The sequence below is a fragment of the Marinobacter sp. C7 genome (assembly GCF_022343555.1).
Classification (GTDB): Bacteria; Pseudomonadota; Gammaproteobacteria; order Pseudomonadales; family Oleiphilaceae; genus Marinobacter.
In genome coordinates this window covers 424,623-450,673 of sequence record NZ_JAKQZH010000001.1, presented here as the reverse complement: position 1 = coordinate 450,673, position 26,051 = coordinate 424,623, and the positions used below count along the sequence as shown (strand labels likewise).

Below are 26,051 nucleotides of genomic sequence, written 5' to 3'. Positions count from 1 at the left end.
AATCCGCACGAATGCAGATAACGTGGGCGGGCCTGATGGCCCGCCCGTTCACATGAGACAGCGCTTACTTGCGTTTGGTTTCGAAATAATCGATCCCGGCCTGGGCGCAGTCCATGTCCTGCTGCGGCGTGCCCGAGCTGAGACCGATGCCACCGACAACCTCACCGTTGACGACCACCGGCAGACCACCGCCGACGGAGCTGATGCGCCCGCCAACCTCGGTATGGATGCCGAACGCCAGACTGCCCGGCGTGTTTACCTTGTTGTAGTCGTGGGTGGCTTTCTTGGCTGCCGCTGCGGTGAACGCCTTGTCCTGGGCAATGGTCACACTGGTGATCTTGCCGCCGTCCATACGCTCGAACGCGATGAGGTTACCAGACTCGTCAACCACCGCTATGCACATGGGCACACCAATCTCGCGGGCCTTTTCGGCCGCGCCCTCGATCAGGATCCGTGCGTCGGCAATATCCAGCCGATTGATCGTCAACATATCGTGTTACTCCTTGAATTGATTAACCGTAAACCAGCCCTGGCAACCAGGTAACGATGCCGGGGATGAGGATACACATGAACAGTCCGAATGCCTGGATCGCCAGGAACACCAGGGACGACTTGAAGATCGTACCCATGGAAATTTCCGGCGGGCAGACGCCGCGAATGTAGAACAGCGCATAGCCAAACGGCGGACTGAGGAAGGACATCTGCATGTTGACCAGGTAGAGCACCCCGAACCAGAGCACCACGTCTTCACCAGCCACGGGCGGGAAACCCAGCAGGCCGGGGAATTCCAGCGCTTCCACGATCGGGATAAAAATCGGTACTGCCAGCAGCAGGATACCGACCCAGTCAAGGAACATGCCGAGAATGACCAGCAACACCATCAGCAGGAACAGGATGCCGTAGGCCGACAGACCGGTACCGAGAATGGCATTGGTCACAAACTCCTGACCGCCCTGCAGGATGTAGAAGCCTACGAACACCGAGGCACCAAACATGATCCACAGCACCATGGCGGAGGCCTTGGCGGTGGTCACGGACGCTTCCTTCAGGCCGCCGATTGAGAACTTGCCGTGCATCATGGCAACTACGATCGCGCCGAAGGAGCCGATACCGGCTGCCTCAACGGGCGTTGCAATACCACCAAACAGCAGGCCCAGAACCAGGAACACCAGGATAAGTGGTGCGATCAGGTTTTTCAGGAGGCCGAGCTTTTCCATCAGGGAAATTCGTTCCTCCACCGGTACCGGCGGCCCCAGCTTGGGATTGATCCAGCTTCGGATCAATACATAGGCGATGTAGAGGCCGGACAACAGCAGGCCCGGAACGACAGAGCCGAGGTACAGTTCACCCACGGACTGCTGCGCAACGACCGCATAGAGGATGGCCAGGATCGACGGCGGGATCAGGATGCCGAGGGTACCGCCCGCCATGATCGAGCCGAGGGCAATCTTGTGGTCGTAGCCACGTTTGAGCATTGCCGGCAGGGCAATGATACCCATGGTGACCACCGCGGCGCCGATAACACCCACCATCGCAGCAAGGATGGTGGAAGCGAGGATGGTTGCCGTCGCCAGGCCACCGCTGAGACCACCCATCCACTTGTAGACCACACTGAACATTTCCTCGATCAGGCCCGCGCGCTCAAGCATGGAAGCCATGAAGATGAACAGCGGTATCGCAGCCAGGTCGGAGTTGGTCATCATCGGGAAGATACGGCTCGGAACGATGTTCAGCATCAGCGAGTCGCCCACCAGATAGATGAACATGACCCCGAGACCACCGGTCACGAACGCGAGCGGCAGCCCCATCATCAGGGCCACGGCCAGGGAACCGAACATCAGATAGGTCAGAGGCTCTATCTTGACGCCGGAAAGACTGCCCGACAGCTTGAACAGGAGTTTCTCATCACTGAACGGGTCGTAGAAAAGAATGTTGATCATCTCAACACAGATGATGAATGCCAGCGCCACAGTGGCGGCAATCATCAGCCAGGTGCTCAGCTTACCCACGAGGTTGCTGCCCGGCGCAGTTGTTGTATTTGTGCTCATGCGGTGCGCTCCCGGCCAAGACGGACAAACAGGACGATATCCTTGATCAGCTTGGATATGCCTGAGAGTAAGAGAAGGAATGAACCCAGTACCATCATGCCTTTCACCGGCCAGTACTGGATGCCCCAAGTCTCAACCGTGGTTTCATTCATGGAATAGGAGTTCTGGAAGAAGGTCCAGGAGGTGATCAGCAGGACCAGGGCAAACATGAAGAAGAACATGGAGGTAAAGATATCCATGCCCACCCTGCCCCGTACCGGCAGCAGGTTGTACATCACATCAACCCGTACGTGCGCGCCGTGAAGCATGGCGAACGCGCCGGCCAGCAGGTACTGCATCCCCAGCAGCAGAAAGCTGGACTCGTGTACCCAGATGGTCGGCATGTTGAAGAGGTAGCGCATGACCACTTCAAAGAAATAGAACACGACGGCATTCACGGTCCAGAAAGACACGAACAGACCGGATTTGTCGCAAATCCAGTCAACCACCCTGGTAAACCAGTTGCCTTCAAACTGGAGATAGATCAGCGGGTCTTCCTCTTCCGCCTGCAGCTCGCCCGGTGTCAATTCCGGTTCGGCAGTCTCGCCTCCATGGCCACTACTCCATTTGTCCCAGGCCATCATGATCAGCGGCATGACCGCAAGCCAGCCCCAGTAGAACCAGTGCGGCATTACGAATCCGAAACCTTCGAGATCAGACATGTTGTTGCATCCTCAGCCACAAAACGGGGAAGGCGGAACGTCTCCTTCGGAGTCGTCCCTGTCCTTCCCCCTGTTTCATTTTTATTGGTTCAAGAAGGTCTTACCGGCCCGGCACACCTTCAAGATCAGACTCATCGATATAGCCAACGGTATCGTTCATCATATACTCGATTTGCATATCGAAGATGGCGCGCGCATTCTCGTCCTTGTTCGCCCACTTGTACCAGATCGGAATGGCTCTGCGGCGCCATTCATTCATATCCTCCTGGCTCAGACGGGTAACGGTGTCGCCCGCTTCCTTGAACTTCTTCATAGCCTCGACGTTACGCTTCTGAATGGTCAGATAGTGCTTCTGGGAATAGATGCGCACTTCATCCTCGACCAATTGCTGAAGTTTCGGATCCAGGGCGTTCCAGGCACGCAGGTTGACGGTCAGGTCCATCAGGTCCACCGGCTGGTAGATAGACATTACGCCAGGAGGTCCGAAGATGATGTAGTCGGTCACCTGGGAAAAGCCCAGTTCCCAGTTCACCGCCGGACCCACGTAATCGGCTGCATCGATGGTGCCCTTTTCCAGAGCCGGGAAGATGTCGGAACCCGGCAGACTCACGGTAGAAGCACCGAACGCCTGAAACACTTCAGAGACCATACCGCCGGGTACCCGGAGCTTCAGGCCTTTGAGGTCGTCGAGACTGTTTACCGGTGTCTTGGAGTGAATGATGTTGGCATCGTGCTGGATCGGGCCCACATAGAAGAGTCCGAACTTCTTGTAGATTTCCCGGGTCTTTTCCAGCATACCCATTGAGTAGAACATGGTGTCCCACTGGTGAGGCTGATCGGGGCCACCCGGATAGGATGACAGGAAAACCGACGCGGGAATCTTGCCGGACCAGTACAGAGTGAACGGGTTCATACCCTGAAGGACGCCATTACGAACTGAGTCGAACAGGGCGTTGTTGTCGGCGGCAACCGCCTTGGCAGGGAAACACTTGAAAATCAGTTCACCGTTGGACTTTTCTTCGATGCTGTCGCACCACTCTTCGAACAGGTCATAACCCACAGTACCGGCATCCCACACAGACTGGATTTTCCAGGTGGTGGCGGCATGGGCCTGACCCGCGCCCATCATCATTGCGCCCGCGAACGCGGCGCCGACGGCGGCTGTTTTCAGGAAATTACGGCGAGGAGGGGTTTCACCGGTGTCACAGTTAATACGGATGTGTTTATTCGAGGTCATCGAGACGTCTCCGTTGGCATTGTTTTTTTAGTAAGCGTCAGGTCTAACGCCGGCCCATCGGCCGACATTACAAAGATATTCGTAGCCAATTTGGATTTAGTCCAGCCGGGACACTACTGGTCCGACCAGTTTTTCCTGTATGGTAAATGGACGAATTCCCCCGGATGGGCCATATTTACGGGGCTTGGGAGCACACTGGTTGACGGATCAATCACTGACAATGACAACGACCACTGGTCAGACCACGGTATACAGACAGGCAATCCCATGGCTATTTCCCAGGAAATCTCTTACCGGCTGGAGCGCCTAATCCTTGATGGGGGGTTGGCTCCGGGGCAAAAGATTCCATCCGAGCGGCAGCTCGCCGCACGCCTGCGCGTGTCCCGCGCAATCATCCGCGAGGCGCTGCACGAACTTCAGGGGCGGGGCGTCATCGAGACCCGGCACGGGAAGGGCTCCTTTGTTGCCAGCCTGGTTCCGGAGACTGGCGAATTCGAAGAACAAAGCCCCTTAATGCAGCTTTACGAGGGCCACCCCCGTACCCTCTATGATTTGCTGGAGGTTCGGGAACAGCTTGAGGGGCAGGCGGCGTTCCTCGCGGCCCAACGCGCCACCAGCCTCGACCGGCACCGCATTACCAAGGCCTTCCGGGCGCTTGAAGACACCGACCCCCTTAGCAACGCCAAGCCGGATCACGGCTTCCACCAGGCGATCGTGGAAGCCTCACACAACCCGGTACTGGTCCACCTGTTGAGCGGGCTGAAAGGCATGATGCTGCTGACAGTCCATGCCGCCGTCGCCAACCTCAACCCGCGCGAGGAGATGCGCAAGACCATCGTGCGCCAGCACAGACAGCTTTATGATGCCATCATGAACTGCAAACCGGCGGCCGCGCAGAAGGTGGCAACGGCACACGTGCGCTTTGTCCGCGACACCCTGAAAGACATGGAACAGCAGGGAAGCAAGGTGATCCGCGCCCAACTGATGCCGAACGGTCGCAATCCTGATCAATCAGGTATTGATTTCGGTCGCCACAGTCCGTAAAACATGCGCCTTTGAACTAAATCTCAGGAGTCACCCATGGCGGACCAAGCTCCCTTGATCTGCAGGGACATTCACAAGACCTTTGGCAAGCTTGAGGTACTCAAGGGAGTGTCACTGGAGACCCGCAAAGGTGATGTGGTGTCTCTGATTGGCAGCTCCGGCTCCGGCAAGAGTACTTTCCTGCGCTGCATCAACCTTCTGGAAACCCCCACGTCGGGCGACATTATCGTGCACGGTGATCCAATCCGGTTCACGACGAATCGCAAGGGCGAACGGGTTCCGGCCGACAACAAGCAGGTTGAGCAGATCCGCTCCAAGCTTTCCATGGTCTTCCAGAGCTTCAATCTCTGGTCTCATATGACGGTGCTGGAAAACATCATTGAAGCGCCGGTGAACGTGCTCAAGGTCCCCAAGAAGGAAGCCATCGAGCGCGCCGAGGCCTATCTCCAGAAAGTCGGCATCTACGAACGCAAGGATTACTACCCGGCCCAGATGTCCGGGGGCCAGCAGCAACGCGCTGCCATCGCCCGGGCACTCGCCATGGAACCGGAAGTGATGCTGTTTGACGAACCCACATCGGCACTCGACCCTGAACTGGTGGGAGAGGTGCTGAGGGTCATGCAAAGCCTGGCCGAGGAAGGCCGCACCATGATCGTGGTCACACACGAGATGGCGTTTGCAAAGGATGTGTCAACTCAGGTCCTGTTTTTGCATCAGGGCGTGATCGAGGAACAGGGGTCGCCTCAAAAGGTGTTCGATAACCCTGACTCGGAGCGCATGAAACAGTTCCTGGCTCCCAAGTTCTGACGCTGGGTGCTATCTTGACCGGTGTCGGAATAAAAATACCTAAAAAATAGCCCACAAGGCATAAAATTGGAGAAGTGACACATGAAGAAACTGATCGTTGCAGCAAGTTGTGCCCTGGCCATGGCCGCCGGCACGGTCCAGGCCAAGGACTGGAAAGAGATCCGCCTTGCCTTTGACGTGCCTTACGAGCCGTTCGAGTACCGCGATGAAAACGGCGAGTTGACCGGTTTCGAAGTCGAGCTGGCCGAAGCCATGTGTGAAGAGCTCAAGGCTGAATGCGAGTTCGTAATCCAGGCGTGGGACGGCATGATTCCCGGCCTGCTGGCGCGCAAATACGACGCCATCTTCTCGTCCATGTCCATCACCGAGGAGCGGGCAGAACGCGTTCTGTTCTCCGACCCGTACTACATCACTCCGGGTGGCTGGTTCGCCCGTGACGGATTCTCTGCTGATGTCACCAGCAAGGAAGAGATGGAAGGCAAGACCATCGGTGTCCAGCGTGGCACCACGATGGACACCCACGCCACCGAGGAGTTCGGCGGCATTGCCACCATCAAGCGCTACACTACCGCTGAAGACATGGTCCTGGACCTTGAAGGTCAGCGCCTGGACGTCGTGTTTGTTGACTACCCGGTGGGCGAACAGACCATCCTGTCCCAGGAAGGGTTCAAGGAAGTGGGCGAGCCGGTCAAGCTTGGCCAGGGTGTGGCCGTTGCCATGCGCAAGCGTGACAAGGATCTTGCCAACAAGGTGAATGCGGCACTGAAGAAACTCAAGAATGATGGCACCTACGACGCCATCATGAAGAAATACTTCAGCTACGACATCAAGATCTAAACTGCCCCGGGGCGGCCTGATGGCCGCCCCGCTCTATCGGATTTCCCAATGCTCGACCTGAAAGGCTATGGCCCGGAACTGCTTGATGGAGCAGTGGTCACCATTGAACTGGCGTTCCTCTCTTTGCTCCTGTCCCTCACCCTGGGGCTGATCGGCGCATCGTCGAAACTGTCAGGCAACCGCCTTGCCAAAGCCATTGCAACTTTTTACACCACCGTAGTCCGGGGCATTCCCGACCTGGTCATGATGTTGTTGTTCTATTACGGCGGCCAGGTAACGGTGAACATGCTGTCGGATTGGATATGGGAAGCCTACGAAATCGACTTTTTCTTCCAGTTCGATCCGTTTATTTCCGGTGTGGTTACGATCGGGCTGATTTTCGGTGCCTACATGACCGAAACCTTCCGGGGAGCATTCCTGGCGGTTGAAACTGGCCAGATCGAGGCCGCACGGGCCTACGGCTTCACGCGCTGGCACACATTCCGGCGTATCATGTTTCCACAGATGCTGCGTCACGCCCTGCCGGGGATTGGCAACAACTGGCAGGTGCTGCTCAAAACCACTGCGCTGGTCTCGATCATCGGCCTGACCGATATGGTCCGGGTTGCCGAAGAGGCGGCCAAGGCGGAGCGCATGCCGTTCCACTTCTTCATTCCGGTGGCAGCGGTTTACCTGATTCTGACAGCAGGCTCCGAGCTCTTCATCAAATGGCTCAACAAGCGGGCCAACGTCGGCGTGGTTCAGGGGAGTTAAGGCATGCCTGATTTTATTGCCCAGTGGCTGAACCAGAACGAAATCTTTACCGCCATGACCATCATGGAATACTGGAATGGTCTGGTGAATACAGTGCAACTGGTGTTCCTGTCGCTGGTGATCGGCCTGGTGTTCGCGATACCACTGGCGATTCTGCGCACCTCGAAGAACCCGCTGGTTTCCGGGCCGGTGTGGCTGTATACCTATCTGTTCCGGGGCACACCGCTGCTGATCCAGCTTTACATCATCTATTACGGCATTGCCCAGATTCCGGGTATCCAGGACACGTTCTGGTGGGAGATTTTCCGGGAGCCGTTTTATCCCGCCCTGCTGGCTTTTGCCCTGAATACCTGCGCCTATACCACCGAAATCATCCGTGGCGCGATTGTTTCGACGCCGGCCGGCGAGATCGAGGCGGCCAAGGCCTATGGCATGAACTGGTGGTTGCGCATGCGGCGCATTGTGTTGCCGAGTGCAGCCCGGAGGGCGGTGCAGGCCTATTCCAATGAGGTGATTTTCATGCTGCATTCGAGTGCGATTGCCAGTGTGGTCACCATTGTGGACCTGACGGGGGCGGCCCGGAATATATACTCGCGGTTCTATGCGCCGTTTGATGCGTTTATTTTTGTGGCGCTGATTTATATGGTGCTGACGTTTATTCTGGTGTTTGCCTTCCGCAAGCTTGAGAATCATCTTTTGCGGCATCAGAGGCCTGTGGGATCCTGACTTTGGATCACCTGGCTTTTGGTGTAAGGTCAGTCGGTCTATTTTCTTCCGGGAACCGCTACGAGCACCCGCATGCGGGTCCGGCCAGCAATCACAGATTGCTGTCGTTCGGCGGCGCATGAAGCTTCGCTTCATAAACGCTTGCCTCACCCATGTGCGCTTGTTTCAGGCCATCCTTGGCCTTCAACATTCCCGGGAGGCAAGATCCCGGCTGACCCCAAACTCATTTCGGGGATTCAGCTATGTCAGCTCTTAATGCGCTTTTTGATGCTTCTCCTGATTGGCTGGCACATACCCTTGCCAATGCTTCTTCCGAACTGACCCCGGCCCTGAGCCGACTTCCTGATGGAACCGAGTTTGTGCGGCCCACCGTCGGAGTCCTGGAACTCACTCCGGCCGCGATCCACTCAAACCCCAACCTCGAAGCTCTGATCATTTCCGCCGGAGTGCACGGTAACGAGACCGCGCCGATCGAGGTGTTGAATCAGCTCGTGAACGAACTCTTTGCCGGCGAATGGACGCTCGCATGTCCGCTGTTGCTGATCCTCGGCAATCCGCCGGCCATGGTTGCCGGTGAGCGGTTTATTGACGTCAACATGAACCGTTTGTTTGCCGGTGCTCACACTCGGGACGAGTACCGGGGGTTGCCTGAGGCCGGCCGTGCTTCGGAACTTGAGCAGTTGTGTCGGGAGTTTGCCCGGAAGCATTCGGGCCTGGCGTTGAACCATTACGATCTGCATACCGCGATTCGCCCTTCCCTTCGGGAGAAGTTCGCGCTTTATCCGTTTGTGGAGGGGCGTGAGGTTCCTTCCGATCAGTGTCGCTTCTTGCTGGAGGCGCAGGTAGAGACGCTGCTTCTGCAACACAAGGCGGGTACTACGTTTTCGTCGTTTACCTCGTCGGACCTCGGAGCGGAGAGTTTTACCGTGGAGCTCGGGAAGGTACGGCCGTTCGGGCAGAACGATCTGAGCCGCTTTGCCGGGATCCGGGACGCGCTACGTCGGCGTTTTCGGGGAGAGCCTGCGCCCGGGCAGTCATTCGATACCCGTCGCCTCACGGTCTTTGAAGTGGTGCATGAAATCCTGAACACAGGCAAGGAATTCCACTTCCACATTCCCGATGACGTGGCCAATTTCACGGAGTATGAGCCCGGCACGGTAATCTGGGAAGATGGCGAGACCTGTTACCGGGTGGGTGAGGCACCGGAGGCGATTGTGTTTCCGAACCGGGAAGTGCCGGTGGGGCAACGGGTTGGCCTGATGATCCGCGCAAAGCGGGCGTGAACATGGGGTCAGATGAAAGCGTTCATCTGACCCCGCCCTGTCCCCGAGTCTGCCACTCCAGAGGTCAGCCCACCCCAGGGGTCTGAAGAAAGCCTTCTTCAGACCCCGAGCCAAGCCCCAACAAAGGGGTCAGAAGAACGCTTTCTTCTGACCCCTGCTTTGTCAGGCCGGCGCATTCTCCGGCTCCGGCACTTTCTCCCGAATCACCTGAACACAAACCGACGGCACCACCAACAGCGTCAGCACGGTCGAGGCCAGCAACCCGGAGATAATCGCCCAGGCCATGGGCGGCCACAGCGTGCTGCTGGAGAAGGCCAGCGGCAGCAAACCGGCGACGGTGGTTGCAGTGGTGAGCAGGATCGGGCGAGTACGCTGTTCAACCGCATTACGCACGGCATCCCGGATGTCCCTGCCCTGCTCCAGCTCCCGGTCCATGACATCCAACAGCACGATGGCATTGTTGACCACGATGCCTACCAGGGCGATGACGCCCAGCAGGGACTGGAAGCCGAAGGGCGAACCGGACAGCACCAGCCCGGGAAAGATACCCACCGTCGCGAGAGGCACGGTCAGCAGGATGATGCCGACCCGGCGGAAGGAGTTGAACTGCAACAGCAGGAAGAACAGCAACAAAAGCACCCCGATGGGTGCGGCTTTCAGCAGGGCGCCGTTGGCATCGCCGGAGCCTTCCGCGTCACCTCCCATTTCCATGCGCGTCCCCTCCGGCAAGGGATTATTTTCAAGTCCGGCGTAAAGCCCCTCCAATGCCTGGCTGAAGCTGTAGCCCTTGAGCAGGTTGGCGGTAACCGTGTTCACCGGTACGCCATCCCGAAGGTATCGGGCGGCCGGTTCCCAGCTGGTGTCTATCGACGCAACAGCCGCCAGGGGAACGGCATCACCACGGCTGTTGTAGATATTGACGGATAACAGGCGTGACAGTGACAGCGCAGTCCCCTCCCTGGATCGCAGCACCAGGGGAATGGGGTCTTCCTCCTGACGATAGCGTTCCGCTACCACGCCGAAGCTCTGCCCATACAGGCTCTGGGCCACATCCGCACGGGTCAGACCATAACGCGCGGCTGAAGCATCATCCACATTGATGGCGATGCTGGGCACACCGATGTCCAGGTCGTGGCGGACATCCACCGTTCCCCGTACGCTTCTCAGGGTCGCGAACACCTGCTCAACCGCTTCTGTTCTTTTGGCATCGTCGGCGTTGTAGATACGGATCTCTACGGGCGCGGCACGGGGCGGCCCCTGCCCCAGGACACCCACTGTCAGGTCCAGCTCGGGCATCGTTTCACTGACATGGGCCCGCACCCAGCGCACCATGTCGGTGGTATCGGCGAGCGTCGGCGTACGAATGACCAACCGGGCACGGTTGGGCGCCTGGGGCGCACGCTGAAGGTTGTAGTAGAAACTCGGACCGGTAAACCCGACAAAGCGGTGAACTTCCAGTGCCGCTGGCTGGGTCCGTATGGCGCGCTCCAGACGGGCAGCGGCCTCGGCAGTGCGTGACTGGTCGGTGCCCTCTGGCATGTAGAGCTCAACGATCACCCTCGGGCGATCGGCGTTGGGGAAGAACTGTTGGGCTGTAAACGGCGTCAATGCCAGACTGATCGCCACCAGTACCACCCCGAAAGCAATCAGTCGCTTGGGATGGTTAGCAACCAGTCCACCGAGGAACCGGGCGAGCCCGATCAGGCGATCACCGTGAGCATTTCTGCGCGGTTTCAGGAAACGGGCCGCCAGCAAAGGCACGGCGGAGATCGCCAGCAGGTAGCTGACCGACAGCGTCAGCATGATCATCACCGGAACGCCACGGGTGAAATCCGCCGTCCCGCCCTTGGAGAGCAGGAGGGGCGCGAAGGCGGCCAGAGTGGTCCCGGTGGAAGCGCCCAAAGGCCCCGCCAGGTCCCCGACCGCCTTGCGCAGGGCATCAAGCCGCCGCGTGCCCTGATTCAGGAGACCCTGGATGTTTTCCACGATGACAATGGCATTGTCGATCAGGATTCCCAGTGAAATCACCATGCCGATAACGGCCACCTGGTGCAGTACGCCACCCCCCAGGTCATACAGGCCGATACTGATCATCGCCACCATGGGCAGGATGGAAGCAACCAGCAATCCCATGCGCAAACCCATGCCGGTAAAAACCACCCCGATAATAATCAGGACAGACAGCACCAGGCTCCAGGCCAGGTTGTCCAGGCGCTCTTCCACCTTGTCTGGCTGGAAGAACATTTCCCGGATCTCGTAGGGGGCAAAATCGGGACGCAGCTGTTCAACGCGCTCGCGCACCAGCTCACCAAACCGAATGGCATCGGTGGTGCCCTCTTCCATGATCAGGGAAACCAGCACCACCCGTTCGCCGTCGTACCACGTCTCCGGCTGGCGCGGTTCGGCAGGCCCCCGCCAGACATCAGCGGCGGCCGCCAGCGGCACCTGGGAGCCGTCAGGCAGCTCTATCGGAGTGGCGCGAATGGCGTCGATATCGGCAAACTCACTGTTCGGTAATACCGACAATCTCCGGCCATCAACCACGACGAAACCACCAGGGATGGTCTGGTTACGCCTTGCCAGGGTATCCATTACCCGGGAGGGCGGGATACCCAGACGGAACAGCGCGGCGTCATCGAGGGCCAGGGTAATCTGCTCATCGGCGTCGCCCTCAAGTTCGATACGGGATACACCGGGAATATCGGCAAGATTGCGTTTCAAACGCTCTGCTACTGTCGAGAGATCGGTAACCGAAGGTGACCCGCCGACGGCCAGGACGATGGCAGGTATATCGATCAGGCGGTCGTCCAGAGCCATCTGGCCCACGTCATCGGGAAAGTCCCGCCGTGCCCGTTCCATGGCCTGACGGACCCGATCCCAGGCCGCGTCAGTCTCATAGATGTGATCTTCCAGGCGCAACCTTACCAGGGCCACTCCTGTACGCGCCGTGCCCTGAGTGAATTCCACTTCCTCAACCTGTCGCAGCTCATCCGCCAGTGGCTGCAGGACCAACCGCTCGACCGCCTCGGCACTGGCACCCGGGTAGCTGACTGTGATCAGACCTGCCCGATAAGGAAAGGAGGGATCCTCCTGCCGGGGCATGGTGCTGTAGGCAGCAATGCCGAGCAGACACAGCATGGTCACGACCATGCCCAGCAGCCGCTGGCAGTTCAGCAGCCGGCGGGTCATCTCCGAATCTCCACGATATCGCCATCCGCCAACCGCGTTATGCCGGCATAGACCACCTGATCGCCGGGCTTCAGCGCGTCGGAATGTACCGCGACCTGTTCGCCGACAATACGTTGCACCTGCACTGCAATGCGCTCAGCCCGGTTGTCACGGACCCGGAATACGCTGGTGCCACCGGGGTCCCGCAGGACCGACAGCAGCGGTACGGTCATCGCCGGAACACGGGTCGGGGTAAGTCCCACTTCCACCGGTTGCCCGGGCTCCAGCGACGCCTCCGGCAGGCTGACCAGCACCGGATGCAGCTCACCCCTGATTGCGCTGCCCTGGGCAATTTCGACGACGGATCCCTTTACAGCTGGGAGATTCCGATCATGGACTGCCCACACCGGCAGGACTTGGCCGAGACTGACATGATCAAGAAGATACGCGGGGACCCGTACTTCCACTTCCCGGCCATTGGGGGAGGACAACCGCATGACCGGCTGGCCGGCGGCGACAAACTCGTCTTTCTCCACCAGCAGGGCCTCTATCCGGCCGGCGAACGGCGCTCTCAGCGAGCTCTCCTCCAGCAACCGCTCGGCCTCAGCCAGAGAGGCCCGGGCCGTGGCCACACTGGCCTTCAGGCTGTCCCGCCGGGCGGCGAGCTGTTCCAGCGACTGTTCCGAGACCACGCCGCGCTCATGCAGCCGGCTGGAACGCTCCCATTCCCGCCCGGCCTGCTCATACTGGGTCACCAACTCCTGCAGACGGGCACGAGCCGAATCAGTGGCCGGCTCCAGGGCGGGATTGTAGACGCGGGCCAACAAGTCCCCCGCCTTCACTTTCTGGCCCAACTCGACAGATCGCTCCCTGAGGGTACCGCTGACCTGAAAGGTCAGCGTCGCCCGTTGCGCCGCCTGAACAATGCCAGAGAACCGGAGGGGGATACCCTGCTCCTGGCCAGCAGACACGTCCGTCACCCGCACCGACACAGACTCGGCCCTGGCTTCCGGTGACACCTCGCCGGCCTTGCAGGCAGCCAGCAATAACGTAAGCAGCACGACCGGAATCGCTGCTGAAATTTGACGGGGTTTCATAACTGATCCTTCCATCCCTGTTTCCGACATCATGTCATTCTTTGACATTTTGTCAATAATCGGTTTTTATCGAGTTTCAGGTATCATGACCTGGCTGTTTGAACCAACCGGAAGTCCCCATGAGTGAACCGCTGAAATCCCGCCGCGAACGCGAAAAACAGGCCCGCTACGATGCCATTCTGAACGCCGCGGAACTGGTGTTCTCGGAGAAGGGGTATGACAAAACGTCGATGGACGACATCGCCCGTACTGCCAGCCTGAGCCGCGCCCTGCTGTACGTCTATTTCAAGGACAAGGCAGCCATCCAGCGAGGCATCATGTTGCGGGCGGGCCAGAGTCTGGTGAGTCGGTTCGAGGAAGCACGGAAAACACAGGACAAGGGGCTGGACCAGATCCGGGCCATGGGCGAGGCCTATTACCGGTTCTACCAGGATGAACCTGACTATTTCTCGGCCCTGACCAAGGCCTCCACTGCCATGGCGGATGCGGATGAGAGCCAGGCGCACGAGATGCTGTGTTCCAAGACCGAGCTGATGGAACTGATGGTAGGTGCAATCGAGCAGGGACTCACGGATGGCACCATGAGCCGGGAGAGAATTCGCGATCCATTCGAGACAGCGCTCTACCTCCGCGGCGCCCTGCACGGAGTGATTCTGCTCTGCCAGGCAGAATTGGCCGAGGGCACCAGCGAATTCGCCGCCGATACCCTCATCCGCCACACCATGGACATGCTGACCTCATCGATCAGCGCCTGATCGAGGTGTGGGAACCGGGCCTTAAAGCTGGAAGTCGTAGATCGAGCCCAACCCCAGAATACCGGTCAGCTCATCCAGTGCCTTGCGCACTTCCTCCAGCAACATGGGGTCGCCCAGGTCTTCCTGGGACAGCTCATCGCGGTAGTGGGCCTCGACCCAGGTAGTCAACCGCTCGTACAGCTCGTCCGTAAGGATAACGCCCCGATTGATCGCCCTGAGCTCATCGTCGGTGAGTACCACCCGCAATCTCAGACAGGCCGGACCACCACCATTTCTCATGGACTGTTTGACATCAAACACTTCCACCGAAGTGATCGGTCCATCGGAAGCCACCAGAGAGTCCAGGTACCGACTGACCGAGCCGATCTCCCGACACTCTCCCGGGACGGCCAGCAGCATGCCATCGGGCGAATTCAGCAGCTGACTGTTGAACAGGTAGGACGCGACCGCGTCTTCAAGGGGCACGTCGGCACTGCTGACCCTTATCGCTTCCAGCTCCGCCCCGACAAGACGTTCACGGATATCCGCCAGCACCCGATCCTCCTCGAGAAAGGCCAGCTCGTGGTAGAACAGGGCGTTGCCATTGCCAACTGCGATCACGTCGTTGTGGAACACGCCGGCATCTATCGCATCCGGATTCTGTTGGGCAAATACCAGGTTGCGCTCCCGCAGACCATGCAGGCGGGCAATTGCCTGTGAGGCTTCCAGAGTCTGCCGGGCCGGATATTTCAGGGGCGCCGGGGCATCTTCATTGAAGGCGATCTGACCGTAGACAAACAACTCCACGCCGGGCTCACCGTAGCTGCTGCACAGGCGGGTATGGTTGGCGGCGCCTTCATCCCCGAAATGGCTGACTGACGGCAACGCCGAGTGATGGGCAAAGTAGCTCTCGTCGGTGAAGATGGCCTTCAGGGCGCGCCCTGTCACCTCGTGCTCGATGGAGCGGTGGAACTTTGCCCCCAGGTTTGCGGGTGTGAAGTGCACCCGGTGATCCGCCGTATCGGCACTGGGTGAGACCGTCGCGGCGTTTGCCGTCCACATGGGCGAGGCGGAAGAAACCGCCGCGAGGATCGACGGTGACTCAGCGGCAGCCTGCTTGAGAATGTCCGCATCGGAACCGGTGAACCCTATTGCCCGCAGGGTCGGAATATGTGGCCGCTCATGGGGCGGCAGGATGCCCTGCACAAAGCCCCGGTCGGCCAATCGCTTCATTTTGGCCAGCCCCTGCAGCGCCGCCTCTTTCGGATTGGAGATCGAGCGGACGTTGGATTTGGATGCCACATTGCCCCAGGACAAACCGGCATAATTGTGCGTGGGTCCGACCAGACCATCAAAGTTTGCTTCCACCGCGTGTTGGCTCATGGTTGCGTTTCCGTCAGTCAAATGTCAGGCCCGGCGCCAGACTCTCTGGCAGCTCGCTCTTGCGGGCCTCAAGGGAGGCCATGGGCCAGGCGCAATAATCCGCCGCATAGTAGGCGCTGGGGCGATGGTTGCCGCTGGCGCCGACACCGCCAAAGGGTGCAGCACTGCTCGCCCCGGTCAACGGCCGGTTCCAGTTCACGATGCCTGCCCGGATCTCTTCCACCAGCCGGTCGTAAAGCTTTCGGTCGTCAGAAAGCAGGCCGGCCGACAGGCCATAGCGGGTATTGTTTGCCAGCTCCAGTGCTTCATCGAAGCTCTTGTAGCGATAGACAGTCAGCAGTGGACCAAAGAATTCCTCATCGGTCAGCTCCAACCCGGTGGCATCAATGATGCCGGGAGAGAGCAAGCCGGTGCCCGGCTTCAGATGTTGCATCTCCAGCAACGACGTGCCGCCCTGTTCCAGTATGTTCGTCTGGGCCGCCAGCAGCTTGTCCGCTGCTTCCACGGAAATCACCGAGCCCATGAACGGCTGGGGATCGGCATCGAACTCACCCACCCGGATCTTGCCGGCCACTTCCACCAGCCGGTCCAGGAACTGATCCCCTTTCTTGCCCTTGGGCACCAGCAACCGCCGGGCGCAGGTGCAGCGCTGGCCGGCGGAGAGGAAGGCGGACTGGAGTGCATGGTGGACCGCACCGTCGACATCCGCCACGTCCTGAACGATCAGCGGGTTGTTACCGCCCATTTCCAGGGCCAGGATCTTTTCGGGCTGGCCGCCAAACTGCTGGTGCAGCAGGTGACCGACGTTGGAGCTGCCAGTGAAGAACAGGCCGTCAATCATGGGGTGGCTGGCCAGGGATCGACCGGTATCAGCACCGCCCTGAACAAGGTTGATCACGCCATCGGGCAGCCCGGCCTTTTCCCAGAATTTGACCGTCATTTCCGCCACGCCCGGCGTTAGCTCACTGGGTTTGAACACCACGGTATTGCCGGCCAGCAAGGCAGGCACAATGTGTCCATTGGGCAGGTGGCCGGGGAAATTGTAGGGGCCGAATACCGCGACAACCCCGTGGGGCCTATGGCGCAATACCGCATGGCCGCCGGGCACATCGGACTCGGTATGGCCGGTTCGCTCGTTGTACGCCTTGATGGAAATGGCGACCTTGCCAATCATCGCGGCCACTTCTGTGCGGGATTCCCACAAGGGTTTACCGGTCTCCAGACCGATCTGATGCGCCAGGTCCTCCTTGTGCGCTTCCAGCTGGTCGCGGAAAGCCTCAACCACAGCCTGCCGCTCGGCAAAACTCTTTCGCTGCCATTTTAAAAAGGCGTTACGGGCCTCACGGACAGCCGCATCGACATCTTCCAGGTTGGCGCCGGTACCATCCCAGACCGTTTCACCGGTTACCGGTTGTACCGACTCAAAGGGCAGACCGTGGCCGGTGAGCCAGAGTCCGTCGATAAAGATTTCACCTGTCAGATTCGCCATGGTGTGCACCTCCCGATCCTGGAGTTCCTGTCATCCGCGCCTCAGTCCCACGATGAATGGCTACGGTACTTCTTGATTCTGTTCTGGGATTTTTCGTCAAAACTGTTGCCTTCCCTATGGGAATGAATGGGCCAGAAGCCGCCTTCTTTCAAGGGGGCCAGGCGCACTGAATCTCCTGACTGCACCTGCAGGGCTTCGGCGAGCTCGGGTGGCATCCGTACCGTTTCGGGACCGATGCACTTCGCCGGTAGCGTGGTCACGCGGAAATCCCGGAACGAGCGGTTCGAGACCATCGCTCGTTCCGCGGGCGGCGCGTCGAGACTCATGGGTTTGCTGGTGACCAGAACGTAGCGATTGATGCTGTCCCGAATGGTACGGATATTATGCACAAACGCCTCTACCACGGGGCCACCATCAAAGATGTCCACCAGACCGTTGAAGTTGAAACCTTCGGCCTGAAGCATTTTCAGGGCCGGTACAGTGTTCTCGTGCACCCGACCGATAACGGCCCGCGCCGGATCCGGCAGCATCGGCACGTATATGGGATACTTCGGCATCAGTTCGGCGATGAAAGCCTTGTTGCCGAGCCCGGACAGCTTGTCGGCCTCGCTGAATTCCATGTCGAAAAACTTGGCTCCAAGCGCATCCCAGAGCGGGCTCTGCCCGTTGCGATCAGAGACACCCCGCATTTCCGCAAACACCTTCTCGGAGAAGTGCTTGCGGAACTCGTCCAGGTACATGAACCGACAACGTGACAGCATCAACCCGTTGCCCCCGCCCTTGTAGGCGTCAGAGAGCAGCAGAGAGCAGATTTCACTGGTATCCGTCATGTCATTGGACAGTTGCAGGGTTGGCGTCCGGACATGGACACCCAGCTCTTTCGACGCGTTGACGGTCAGGCTCAACCGGTAATTGTAGAACACCTCGTCCAGCCCGACCCGGGCCTGGATACCACTGATACCGACCGCCTTACCCGTGGTCAGGTCTTCCAGGGCGAACAGGTAAATACCTGCTTCGGGGGCGCAGCGCTGGTTGAAGGTTTCCCGGGCCAGGCTGATCTTGCGTTCCAGCAGCTCCCGATCCGCCGGCAGGGTGGTCAGGCCCTTGCCGGCATTGAGCGCCATATCATAGAGATCGTCGAGATCATTTTCCTGCAGCGGCCGGATTACCAGCATGGCCGGGCCTCCTGTTTGCGATTCGGTGTCATAGCGGCGCGATCCTTACCGTGTCGCCAGCACTCTTGTTGAGAACTTGCCAGGTGCGGACCGGAACTTTCACTGTGTCTTCGAGGGTTTCCGCGACCGGGGTCAGGGTGCACCGGAATGCATTCCCCTCACCCGCTGCAATCAGGCAGGTTTCCCCGGCATCGTCGTGGCTGCCATGCAACTCTTTACGATCGCTGGTTACCAGTGTCCGCAGGTTGTCGGTGCGGGCCTCCAGCACCGGGCCGGCATCAAAGATGTCCAGGTAACAGCCCGCGTGGAATCCTTCCCGCTGCAGCAGTTCCAGGTTGGAGACCGTCAATTTGTGCGGCTGCCCCAATGCTTTTTGCGCGCTCGGACTGAGCAGGGTGACGTAGATCGGGTTGGGGGGCATGAGTTCGGCGATGAAAGTCTTGCTGAGGGTTCCTGAATACTGGTCGGCTGTCTGAAAATCCATATTGAAGAAATGCCGCCCGAGGCTGTCCCAGAATGGCACACTGCCATCGTCTTCCTGAACGCCCTGGATCTCGACGACAACCCGGGCGTTAAACCGTTCCCGGTGTTCGGCGATAAACAGCAGCCGGGCTCGGGACAGCAGTTCGAAGGCGTCCGTGGTGCGCAATTCGGGTTTGATGGCAAACGAGCACAGCAGGCTCTGATCGGTCAGCCCATGACTGGGGTATAGCACTTCGACCCGGCGCGAAACGCCCAGCTCGTGGGAGGCGTGGATGAGGGCGTCCCGGCGGTAGTTGTAGAACGGCTGCCCGTTACCGGCGCGGGCGTCGATGCCGGCGGTGCCGAGGACTTCGCCGGTTACGGTGTTTTCCAGGACAAAGAGGAATCTGGGTGGCTCTTCGGGGTTGGTTTTGCCGGCGAAGGAGTCCTCTGAGTGCTGGATCTTGCTGGCGAGGGTCTCTTTCTGCTTCGGGAGCGTCGAGGACAGTCTCGCGCCCTGGGTGCCTGCGATTTCCAGGATCGATGCCAGGTCAGCTGGGATTGCCGGACGGACTAGCCACATAATTGCTCCCTGTTGTTCTTGATCTGGGCATTCCCTCAGGTTCGGAGATGCCCGACCGGCCGGAGCCCGCCCCCACCTCCCGGGAACCGCTACGATCCCCCGCTGCGCGGGTCCAGCCAGTAATCATAGATTACTGTCGTTCAGCTGCGCATGAAGCTCCGCTTCATAAACGCTTGCCTCACCCATGTGCGCTTGTTTCAGGCCATCCTTGGCCTTCAACATTCCCGGGAGGTGGGGGCGAACTCCGGCCTACTATCGTTCAGGCCGTCAACTTTTTAACAGCTCGCTCGAAACGCTCCAGCGCTTCTTCGATATCCTGATCCGGGATGATCAGTGAGGGCGCGAGACGGACAACATTGCCACCCGCCACCAGCACCATCACGCCCTCATCAAGACCAGCGTTAAGGAAGTCCTTGGCCTTGCCCTGCCACTTTTCAGTCAGCACGCAACCCAGCAGCAGGCCGGCACCGCGAACTTCGCTGAAAATGCCGTAGCGCTCACCGATATCCATCATACCTTTGCGGAGTTTGTCCGAACGGGCTTTGACCCCTTTCAGGATTTCCGGCTGGCTGACCGTGTCGACCACTTTCTGGGCCACGGCGCAGGCCAGGGCGTTGCCGCCGTAGGTGCTGCCGTGGGTACCGACGCCGAGGCTGGCGGCAATCCTGGCGGTGGTGAGCATGGCAGCTACGGGGAAACCGCCGCCCAGACCTTTGGCGCTGGAGAGAATGTCCGGGACGACGTCATACATCTGGTAGGCATACAGATGGCCGGTCCGGCCGACGCCAGTCTGGACTTCGTCGAAGACCAACAGGGCATCATTCTCGTCGCACAGCGCGCGCAACCCTTTGAGGAACTCGGGATCGGCCGGCATGACGCCGCCTTCGCCCTGGATCGGCTCAACCACGATGGCGCAGGTCTTCTCTTTTGAGATCAGGGCCTTTACAGAATCGAGGTTGTTGTATTCGGCATGATGAATGCCACCGGGCGCAGGCTCGAAGCCTTCCAGGTATTTCGGCTGGCCGCCCACGCTGACGGTGAACAGGGTGCGACCGTGGAAGGAGTTCTTGAACGAGATAATTTCGTTCTTCTCCGGACCGTAGTGCTCCCAGGCGTAGCGCCGGGCCAGCTTGAAGGCAGCTTCGTTGGCCTCGCCGCCGGAGTTGGCGAAGAACACCCGTTCGGCAAAAGTAAGGTCGCACAGCGTCTTGGCCAGGCGCAAGGCCGGCTCGTTGGTCATGACGTTGGACAGGTGCCAGATTTTTTCGGCCTGATCCTGCAGGGCACCGAGCAGCCCGGGGTGGGAGTGACCGAGGCAGGTCACGGCGATGCCACCCTGTAGATCCACGAACTCCCGACCGTCCTGGTCCCAGATGCGGGAGCCCTCGCCACGCACCGGGATGATGCTTCCGGGGGCGTAGTTGGGCACCATGACTTCATCAAACAGTTCGCGGGAAACAGGCTCTTTGTTCATATCTCTCTCTCAGCGGTATCCAAACCTTTAACATAGCAGGCAATGTTTCGGATCCGCACTAGGTAGGAGTGCGGACCGATTCATAATACGCCACTCAGGGCATCAGCACATCCGGCGCCCCTGTGTACGGTAACTCGATCAGGCGGCGGGACTTGCGATCGCGCCCCATCAGTGTCTTGACCAACAGTTTGTAGGAATCGAGATCAAAGGTCACGGCCTGACCGCTCAGACAGAGGTCATGAAGCTCGTCTTCATCGTGAACGGTGGCAACGTGGATCCAGTTATAGACCACCAGGATATCCGTTCGGCCGCTTTCTTCGTTGCGTTCTACAATGCCAACCGGGCCGCGCCAGGGCCAGGTGGACAGGCGCAGCCCATGGAAGGCGATTTGCATCCGCAGATTGTAGCGAGCGACATCTTCCCCGCCTTCGCAGGCCCCCTTGCACCTGCCGAGCGTACGCTGGAAGCAAGGGCCTTTTTGCTCCGGCTCGAGGCCCAGCAACTGGTTGCACAGTTCATTCCTGGTGGCAATGCCGCTGAGTGCACGCTCAGCGTCCCGCTTGCTGCGAAACAGTCCGAAATAGTCCCCGAGCCGGTGTGGCTCGATTTCACGCACCAGTCTTGCCTGCAGATACCCGGATTCGTTGGTTGCCAGCTCGATACTGACCAGATTCTTCGCCGCCCGCGAGCGGCGGTTGAACAGAGGCTTGAGACCCTTGATCTGTTTCAGCTCCAGCAGCAGTGCACCGAGTTCTCCGGCAGTCTCGGTCCACTCGACCCGGCGCAGGCTTTCCGACATCCGCACGCCGCGACTGGAGTTATGGTCTCCGGCAAAGTGGGAAGCGACTCGCTGGGCAATATTGGTGCTCTTTCCCACATAGAGCAGCACATCATTTTCACCATAGAACCGGTAAACGCCCGGTACCCGTGGTAACTCATCCATGATCCCCGGCGGCAGATTCGAGGGCACGCTGGGCCTCTGCAGCAGTTCCCGGATCGCATGTTCCATGGGCCCGTTCCCATGCTCGTTCCGGGCATGCTCGAAAAACGCCAGCATCGCGGATACATCCCCCATGGCCCGGTGCCGCTGCACCTGTTCCAGTCCATGGCGGGCAATCAGGGAGTCCATGTTATGGCGCCGGAACTCCGGATAAAGCCACCGTGACAGCTTCACCGTGCACAGCACCCGGGCCGAAAACAGGCGGCCCAGACGCCGGAACTCGGATTTAATGAAGCCGTAATCAAACCGTGCGTTGTGGGCGACAAACACACAGTCTTTCAACTTCGCTTCCAGCTCATCGGCCACATCCCCGAACAGTGGCGCCTCCGCCACCATCTCATTGCTGATGCCGGTAAGCCTTTCAATAAACGAGGAAATCCGTGTCTCCGGATTGAGCAGCGTCTGCCACTCCCCGACCACCTCCCCGGCCCGCCAGAACCGGATGCCGATTTCGGTTATCCGGTCATGGGACGAGTTGCCCCCGGTGGTCTCGATATCCAGAAAGGCAAAGGTGTTGTCGGCAAGGTATGTACTTTGGGAGGTCATTGCTCACCATTACGACGAAAGGTCAAGCGCAGATGTCTGTATATCAACGAAATTCAACTATAGACATTGGTCTAAATAATCGACGAATTTATTTGAATTGTCATGGATTCGTAACTACCTTGTTTGTGGGTCCAACAACAACAAATGTGTGGAGACAACAACGATGCAAAGCAACAACAAATTGAGAATGGCAATTCGTGCGACGGCAGCAGCTGCAGTATTCGGTGTAGCTGGACAAGCCGGCGCCGTCAGCTTTGAAGCTGGCGGGTACGATCTGTCTGTATACGGCTACGCTCGCTTGAATGCCAGTTACGATATCGACGAGAACGTAACCACTTCTACTCAATCCGGTACTTTCAGCGGCATTAACACTGGCGCCGCCGAAGACAACGAAGTAACAGGTTTCTTTGATGCCGATGCCGTCCAGAGCCGTATTGGCGTAAAAGCAGTTTCCCCCGAAGGCGTCACTGTAAACGTGGAAGGCGACTTCCGTGGCGGCACCCTGCGTCTGCGTCACGGCTACGGCTCCTACATGGGTGTTCTTGCCGGCCAGACCTGGTCCAACTACAACAGCTTCGTGGGCAACACTGCCACTCTCGACTTTGATTCCATGGCAGGTGGCGCTGGCTACCAGGGCCGGACAGCACAGCTGCGCTACACCACTGGCGCCCTGTCCTTCTCTGCTGAGGATCCGCAGAGCTCCGTGTACAACGCCACTGGCGCAGAGAAAGACAGCATGCCTGCTCTGACAGCACGCCTGGAAGACTCTGCCGGCGGCATGTCCTACTCTGCAGCGGCGGTTGCTCGTCAGATCAGCTACGACACTGGCACCGCTGACGACAGCGCCTTCGGTTTCGGCGCGTTCGTTGCTGCCAAGATGCAGATCACTGACATGATCGACATCCACGGCGCCCTGAACTACAGCGACGGTGCTAACAGCTACCTCTGGCGTTCCGGTGACAACTACTTCGGTGACGATGCCTACATCGTTGGCGGTGACCTTGAAACCATCAGCGGCTACGCGGGCACCATCGGTACCGGCATCGGCCTCGGCAACGGCCGGAGCATCAACCTCGCCTATGGTATGGCTACCATGGACTGGGATGACGCTGAGCAGGATCTGGGTGCAGCAACTGTTGCTGACGAGACCGAGACAAACTCCCACATCGTAGCCAACTACAAGTGGACTCCGGTCAAGAACGTCATGATGGGTGTTGAATACCAGTACCTGATGACTGAAGAAGTGGACGGTGACGACGGCGACGCTAGCCGCCTGATGTTCGCTGCCCAGTACAACTTCTAATCCTTCCTTTTAGAAGTTAACTCGGAAAGGCCCCGGCATTTGCCGGGGCTTTTTCGTTTCCGGGTGCCCAGCTCAGGGATCTGATGCAACTCAGGGGTCTGATGAAAGCCTTCATCTGACCCCGTGTTAGAGCCAAATAGCCAAGCTTTGGGGATCAACCCAAAAATGGGGTCAGAAGAAAGCCTTCTTCAGACCCCTGAGGGTGCGAGCTTTGGGGATCAGCCAAAGAAGGGGGTCAGAAGAAGGCTTTCTGCTGACCCCGGGCCGACTTAACATTGCAGAGGTTTCTGAGAAGCGAAAGCGACAAAGGCGGGCATACCTTTTCAGAACTGTTGAGGGCCAGGGACGGCCCGAAACAAGCGCACAAGGGTTCAGCCGAGCGTTTATGAAGCCAAGCTTCATGCGACAGCTGAACGACTGCAATCTGAGATTGCAGGCCGGACCCGCTTGCGGGTGCCTGTAGCGTGTTCTGAAAAGGTATGCCCGCCTTTGTTACCCCCCCAGCTCGAAGGCTGGGAGGGCACATAGCACAGGGCTAGACGATCACAGCAGCAGGGTCCGAATATCCCCCAACAGCTGCGTCAGCAAGCTGGTAAACCGAGCCGCATCGGCCCCGTTCACCGCCCGGTGGTCGTAGGACAGCGACAGCGGCAACATCAGCCGCGGCTGGAACTCCTTGCCATCCCACACCGGCTTCATGGCCGCCTTGGAGACACCCAGAATCGCCACTTCCGGCGTATTCACGATCGGCGTGAACGCAGTGCCACCGATACCACCCAGGCTGGTGATGGTAAAGCAGGCGCCCTGCATTTCTGCCGGCTTCAGCTGCTTGTCCCGCGCCTTCTGGGCCAGCTCGGCACTCTCGGCCGCCAGCTCCCACAGCCCCTTCTGGTCCACGTCACGGATGACCGGCACCATCAGGCCGTGCGGCGTATCCACCGCGATACCGATGTGGATGTACTTCTTGCGAACCACCTCCTTGCGCTCCATGTCCAGGGACACGTTGAACTGAGGCAGCTCCGCCAGCGCAGCGGCACAGGCCTTGAGCAGGAACGGAAGCGGCGTCATCTTCACGCCTTTCTTCTCGCCGGCGGCCTTCTGTGCCTTGCGGAAGCTCTCCATCTCGGTGATATCAGCGTCGTCGAACTGGGTCACGTGGGGCACGTTCAGCCAGCTGCGCTGCATGTTGGTGGCCGTGGCCGCCATCATGCGCGACATGGACTCGCGCTCCACCTCGCCGAACTGGCTGAAGTCCGGCAGCTTGACGCCCGGAATGCCAGACCCCGTGGCCACACCGCCACCCTGCTGGGCCTGCTGCAGTTGACTCTTCACATAGGCGTGCACATCGTCCTTGACGATACGCCCCTTGGGCCCACTGCCCTTGACGCGGGTCAGGTCCGCTCCCAATTCTCTGGCCAGCTTGCGCACGGCCGGACCAGCATGGACCTTGGTGCCCGGGGCCGGCGGTTCATAAGTCGCACCTTGCGGCTGGGGCGCAGCGTCCCGCTTCGGCTTTTCGGCAGGCTTGCTCTGGGCTTTCTCTTCCTTCGCCGGCTCGGCCGCAGCTTCCTCTTCTTCCTCGCCACCTTCCTCAACGATGGTCATTTCCAGCAGATCGTCACCCTCGGACAGCTTGTCGCCCTCCTTGATGAGGATCTTATCCACCTTGCCAGCATACGGAGACGGCACTTCCATCGTCGCCTTGTCAGACTCCACCGTCACCAGCGCATCTTCAGCATCAATGGTGTCGCCTTCGGAGACGTTGATCTCGATCACCGGCACATTGTCAAAGCCGTCCAGGGAGGGGACCTTGACCGTCTCCTTGCGGCTACCACCGGACTTCTTCTTCGGGGCTGGCTTGCTGTCCGCTGACTCGGCTTCGGATGGCTCCTCAGCCTTTTCTTCGGACTTCGCCTCTTCCTGCTCCTGTCCGGCAGTTTCGCCGGACCCACCGGCGTCGCCACTGACTTCCATCATCCCGACCACGTCGCCTTCGCTGACCTTGTCACCCACCTTGACGGTGATTTTGGCAATCTTGCCGGCGAAGGGTGCCGGCAGTTCGACCGATGCCTTGTCGGATTCCACAGTCAGAATCGGATCTTCTTCCTCAACCGAATCCCCTTCGCTGACGATGATTTCGATGATCTCGACTTCATCAGCACCGCCGAGATCGGGAACCTTGATTTCCTGTTCACTCATGG

General features: G+C 59.2%; 21 protein-coding genes. 8 read left to right on the top strand and 13 right to left on the bottom strand.

Going from position 1 to position 26,051, the window contains the following annotated elements; all coding sequences use genetic code 11:
* Window positions 1–64: 64 nt before the first annotated feature.
* From MD273_RS02010 to dctP, 4 genes are all read right to left on the bottom strand, one after another.
* Window positions 65–490 carry a GlcG/HbpS family heme-binding protein gene (locus tag MD273_RS02010; RefSeq protein ID WP_239036099.1) on the bottom strand — a complete coding sequence of 142 codons (426 nt, stop codon included), beginning with the start codon at window positions 488–490 and terminating at the stop codon, window positions 65–67.
* Between the two features lie 22 nt (window positions 491–512).
* Window positions 513–2,048, bottom strand: a complete 1,536-nt coding sequence (locus MD273_RS02005) for a TRAP transporter large permease (RefSeq protein WP_239036098.1) — start codon at window positions 2,046–2,048, stop codon at window positions 513–515.
* Window positions 2,045–2,749 (bottom strand): TRAP transporter small permease subunit, encoded by a 705-nt coding sequence (locus MD273_RS02000; RefSeq protein ID WP_239036097.1) that lies wholly within the window; start codon window positions 2,747–2,749, stop codon window positions 2,045–2,047. The genes MD273_RS02005 and MD273_RS02000 overlap by 4 nt, the downstream gene beginning before the upstream one ends.
* A 100-nt stretch (window positions 2,750–2,849) precedes the next feature.
* The gene (gene dctP / locus MD273_RS01995) at window positions 2,850–3,986 is read right to left on the bottom strand and encodes a TRAP transporter substrate-binding protein DctP (RefSeq protein WP_502846030.1); all 1,137 of its coding nucleotides are present in this window, start codon (window positions 3,984–3,986) and stop codon (window positions 2,850–2,852) included.
* A gap of 267 nt (window positions 3,987–4,253) precedes the next feature.
* On the opposite strand from dctP, the gene MD273_RS01990 reads away from it, so the two are divergent.
* The 6 genes from MD273_RS01990 (at window position 4,254) to astE (ending at window position 9,436) form a co-directional block, all read left to right on the top strand.
* The gene (locus tag MD273_RS01990; RefSeq protein ID WP_239036096.1) at window positions 4,254–5,030 is read left to right on the top strand and encodes an FCD domain-containing protein; all 777 of its coding nucleotides are present in this window, start codon (window positions 4,254–4,256) and stop codon (window positions 5,028–5,030) included.
* 36 nt (window positions 5,031–5,066) lie between these two features.
* Complete coding sequence (locus MD273_RS01985; RefSeq protein ID WP_239036095.1) at window positions 5,067–5,837, top strand: ABC transporter ATP-binding protein; 771 nt, start codon at window positions 5,067–5,069, stop codon at window positions 5,835–5,837.
* A gap of 81 nt (window positions 5,838–5,918) precedes the next feature.
* Window positions 5,919–6,674 carry a transporter substrate-binding domain-containing protein gene (locus tag MD273_RS01980; protein ID WP_239036094.1) on the top strand — a complete coding sequence of 252 codons (756 nt, stop codon included), beginning with the start codon at window positions 5,919–5,921 and terminating at the stop codon, window positions 6,672–6,674.
* Between the two features lie 48 nt (window positions 6,675–6,722).
* Window positions 6,723–7,427: an ABC transporter permease gene (locus MD273_RS01975; protein WP_239036093.1), complete on the top strand. Its 705-nt coding sequence runs from the start codon at window positions 6,723–6,725 to the stop codon at window positions 7,425–7,427.
* 3 nt (window positions 7,428–7,430) lie between these two features.
* Window positions 7,431–8,153 carry an ABC transporter permease gene (locus MD273_RS01970; protein WP_239036092.1) on the top strand — a complete coding sequence of 241 codons (723 nt, stop codon included), beginning with the start codon at window positions 7,431–7,433 and terminating at the stop codon, window positions 8,151–8,153.
* 242 nt (window positions 8,154–8,395) lie between these two features.
* Complete coding sequence (gene astE / locus MD273_RS01965) at window positions 8,396–9,436, top strand: succinylglutamate desuccinylase (protein WP_239036091.1); 1,041 nt, start codon at window positions 8,396–8,398, stop codon at window positions 9,434–9,436.
* 162 nt (window positions 9,437–9,598) lie between these two features.
* Here astE and MD273_RS01960 read toward each other — a convergent pair whose 3' ends face one another.
* A complete protein-coding gene (locus MD273_RS01960; RefSeq protein WP_239036090.1) occupies window positions 9,599–12,625 on the bottom strand; it encodes an efflux RND transporter permease subunit in 3,027 nt (1,008 codons plus the stop codon).
* Window positions 12,622–13,701, bottom strand: a complete 1,080-nt coding sequence (locus MD273_RS01955; protein ID WP_239036089.1) for an efflux RND transporter periplasmic adaptor subunit — start codon at window positions 13,699–13,701, stop codon at window positions 12,622–12,624. The genes MD273_RS01960 and MD273_RS01955 overlap by 4 nt, the downstream gene beginning before the upstream one ends.
* A gap of 119 nt (window positions 13,702–13,820) precedes the next feature.
* Between MD273_RS01955 and MD273_RS01950 the strand changes: the two genes are divergently transcribed.
* Entirely contained in the window at window positions 13,821–14,456 is a 636-nt protein-coding gene (locus MD273_RS01950) for a TetR/AcrR family transcriptional regulator (RefSeq protein WP_239036088.1), read from the top strand.
* 21 nt (window positions 14,457–14,477) lie between these two features.
* Here the strand turns inward: MD273_RS01950 and astB are convergent, their stop codons facing one another.
* From astB to MD273_RS01920, 6 genes are all read right to left on the bottom strand, one after another.
* Window positions 14,478–15,818: an N-succinylarginine dihydrolase gene (gene astB / locus MD273_RS01945; protein ID WP_239036087.1), complete on the bottom strand. Its 1,341-nt coding sequence runs from the start codon at window positions 15,816–15,818 to the stop codon at window positions 14,478–14,480.
* 13 nt (window positions 15,819–15,831) lie between these two features.
* Entirely contained in the window at window positions 15,832–17,307 is a 1,476-nt protein-coding gene (astD, locus tag MD273_RS01940) for a succinylglutamate-semialdehyde dehydrogenase (RefSeq protein WP_239036086.1), read from the bottom strand.
* 41 nt (window positions 17,308–17,348) lie between these two features.
* Entirely contained in the window at window positions 17,349–18,482 is a 1,134-nt protein-coding gene (gene astA, locus MD273_RS01935; RefSeq protein ID WP_239036085.1) for an arginine N-succinyltransferase, read from the bottom strand.
* Between the two features lie 28 nt (window positions 18,483–18,510).
* Window positions 18,511–19,527 (bottom strand): arginine N-succinyltransferase, encoded by a 1,017-nt coding sequence (locus tag MD273_RS01930; RefSeq protein ID WP_239036084.1) that lies wholly within the window; start codon window positions 19,525–19,527, stop codon window positions 18,511–18,513.
* Between the two features lie 259 nt (window positions 19,528–19,786).
* Window positions 19,787–21,001, bottom strand: coding sequence for an aspartate aminotransferase family protein (locus MD273_RS01925; RefSeq protein WP_239036083.1), 1,215 nt, complete (start codon window positions 20,999–21,001; stop codon window positions 19,787–19,789).
* Between the two features lie 94 nt (window positions 21,002–21,095).
* Window positions 21,096–22,547, bottom strand: coding sequence for an exonuclease domain-containing protein (locus MD273_RS01920; protein ID WP_239036082.1), 1,452 nt, complete (start codon window positions 22,545–22,547; stop codon window positions 21,096–21,098).
* Window positions 22,548–22,710: 163 nt separating this feature from the next.
* Between MD273_RS01920 and MD273_RS01915 the strand changes: the two genes are divergently transcribed.
* Window positions 22,711–23,850: a DcaP family trimeric outer membrane transporter gene (locus tag MD273_RS01915; RefSeq protein WP_239036081.1), complete on the top strand. Its 1,140-nt coding sequence runs from the start codon at window positions 22,711–22,713 to the stop codon at window positions 23,848–23,850.
* A 543-nt stretch (window positions 23,851–24,393) separates the two neighbouring features.
* Here MD273_RS01915 and aceF read toward each other — a convergent pair.
* Window positions 24,394–26,049, bottom strand: a complete 1,656-nt coding sequence (aceF, locus tag MD273_RS01910; RefSeq protein ID WP_239036080.1) for a dihydrolipoyllysine-residue acetyltransferase — start codon at window positions 26,047–26,049, stop codon at window positions 24,394–24,396.
* Window positions 26,050–26,051: the final 2 nt, after the last annotated feature.

Bases quoted from the DNA above. Each gene is read 5' to 3' on its own strand.
- MD273_RS02005 (WP_239036098.1), bottom strand. From the start codon at position 2,048: ATGAGCACAAATACAACAACTGCGCCGGGCAGCAACCTCGTGGGTAAG.
- astB (WP_239036087.1), bottom strand. From the start codon at position 15,818: ATGAGCCAACACGCGGTGGAAGCAAACTTTGATGGTCTGGTCGGACCC.
- MD273_RS01920 (WP_239036082.1), bottom strand. From the start codon at position 22,547: ATGACCTCCCAAAGTACATACCTTGCCGACAACACCTTTGCCTTTCTG.
- dctP (WP_502846030.1), bottom strand. From the start codon at position 3,986: ATGACCTCGAATAAACACATCCGTATTAACTGTGACACCGGTGAAACC.
- MD273_RS02000 (WP_239036097.1), bottom strand. From the start codon at position 2,749: ATGTCTGATCTCGAAGGTTTCGGATTCGTAATGCCGCACTGGTTCTAC.
- MD273_RS01970 (WP_239036092.1), top strand. From the start codon at position 7,431: ATGCCTGATTTTATTGCCCAGTGGCTGAACCAGAACGAAATCTTTACC.
- MD273_RS01990 (WP_239036096.1), top strand. From the start codon at position 4,254: ATGGCTATTTCCCAGGAAATCTCTTACCGGCTGGAGCGCCTAATCCTT.
- astA (WP_239036085.1), bottom strand. From the start codon at position 18,482: ATGCTGGTAATCCGGCCGCTGCAGGAAAATGATCTCGACGATCTCTAT.
- MD273_RS01950 (WP_239036088.1), top strand. From the start codon at position 13,821: ATGAGTGAACCGCTGAAATCCCGCCGCGAACGCGAAAAACAGGCCCGC.
- MD273_RS01975 (WP_239036093.1), top strand. From the start codon at position 6,723: ATGCTCGACCTGAAAGGCTATGGCCCGGAACTGCTTGATGGAGCAGTG.
- MD273_RS01925 (WP_239036083.1), bottom strand. From the start codon at position 21,001: ATGAACAAAGAGCCTGTTTCCCGCGAACTGTTTGATGAAGTCATGGTG.
- MD273_RS01915 (WP_239036081.1), top strand. From the start codon at position 22,711: ATGCAAAGCAACAACAAATTGAGAATGGCAATTCGTGCGACGGCAGCA.
- MD273_RS01980 (WP_239036094.1), top strand. From the start codon at position 5,919: ATGAAGAAACTGATCGTTGCAGCAAGTTGTGCCCTGGCCATGGCCGCC.
- MD273_RS01985 (WP_239036095.1), top strand. From the start codon at position 5,067: ATGGCGGACCAAGCTCCCTTGATCTGCAGGGACATTCACAAGACCTTT.
- MD273_RS02010 (WP_239036099.1), bottom strand. From the start codon at position 490: ATGTTGACGATCAATCGGCTGGATATTGCCGACGCACGGATCCTGATC.
- astD (WP_239036086.1), bottom strand. From the start codon at position 17,307: ATGGCGAATCTGACAGGTGAAATCTTTATCGACGGACTCTGGCTCACC.
- astE (WP_239036091.1), top strand. From the start codon at position 8,396: ATGTCAGCTCTTAATGCGCTTTTTGATGCTTCTCCTGATTGGCTGGCA.
- MD273_RS01960 (WP_239036090.1), bottom strand. From the start codon at position 12,625: ATGACCCGCCGGCTGCTGAACTGCCAGCGGCTGCTGGGCATGGTCGTG.
- MD273_RS01930 (WP_239036084.1), bottom strand. From the start codon at position 19,527: ATGTGGCTAGTCCGTCCGGCAATCCCAGCTGACCTGGCATCGATCCTG.
- MD273_RS01955 (WP_239036089.1), bottom strand. From the start codon at position 13,701: ATGAAACCCCGTCAAATTTCAGCAGCGATTCCGGTCGTGCTGCTTACG.
- aceF (WP_239036080.1), bottom strand. From the start codon at position 26,049: ATGAGTGAACAGGAAATCAAGGTTCCCGATCTCGGCGGTGCTGATGAA.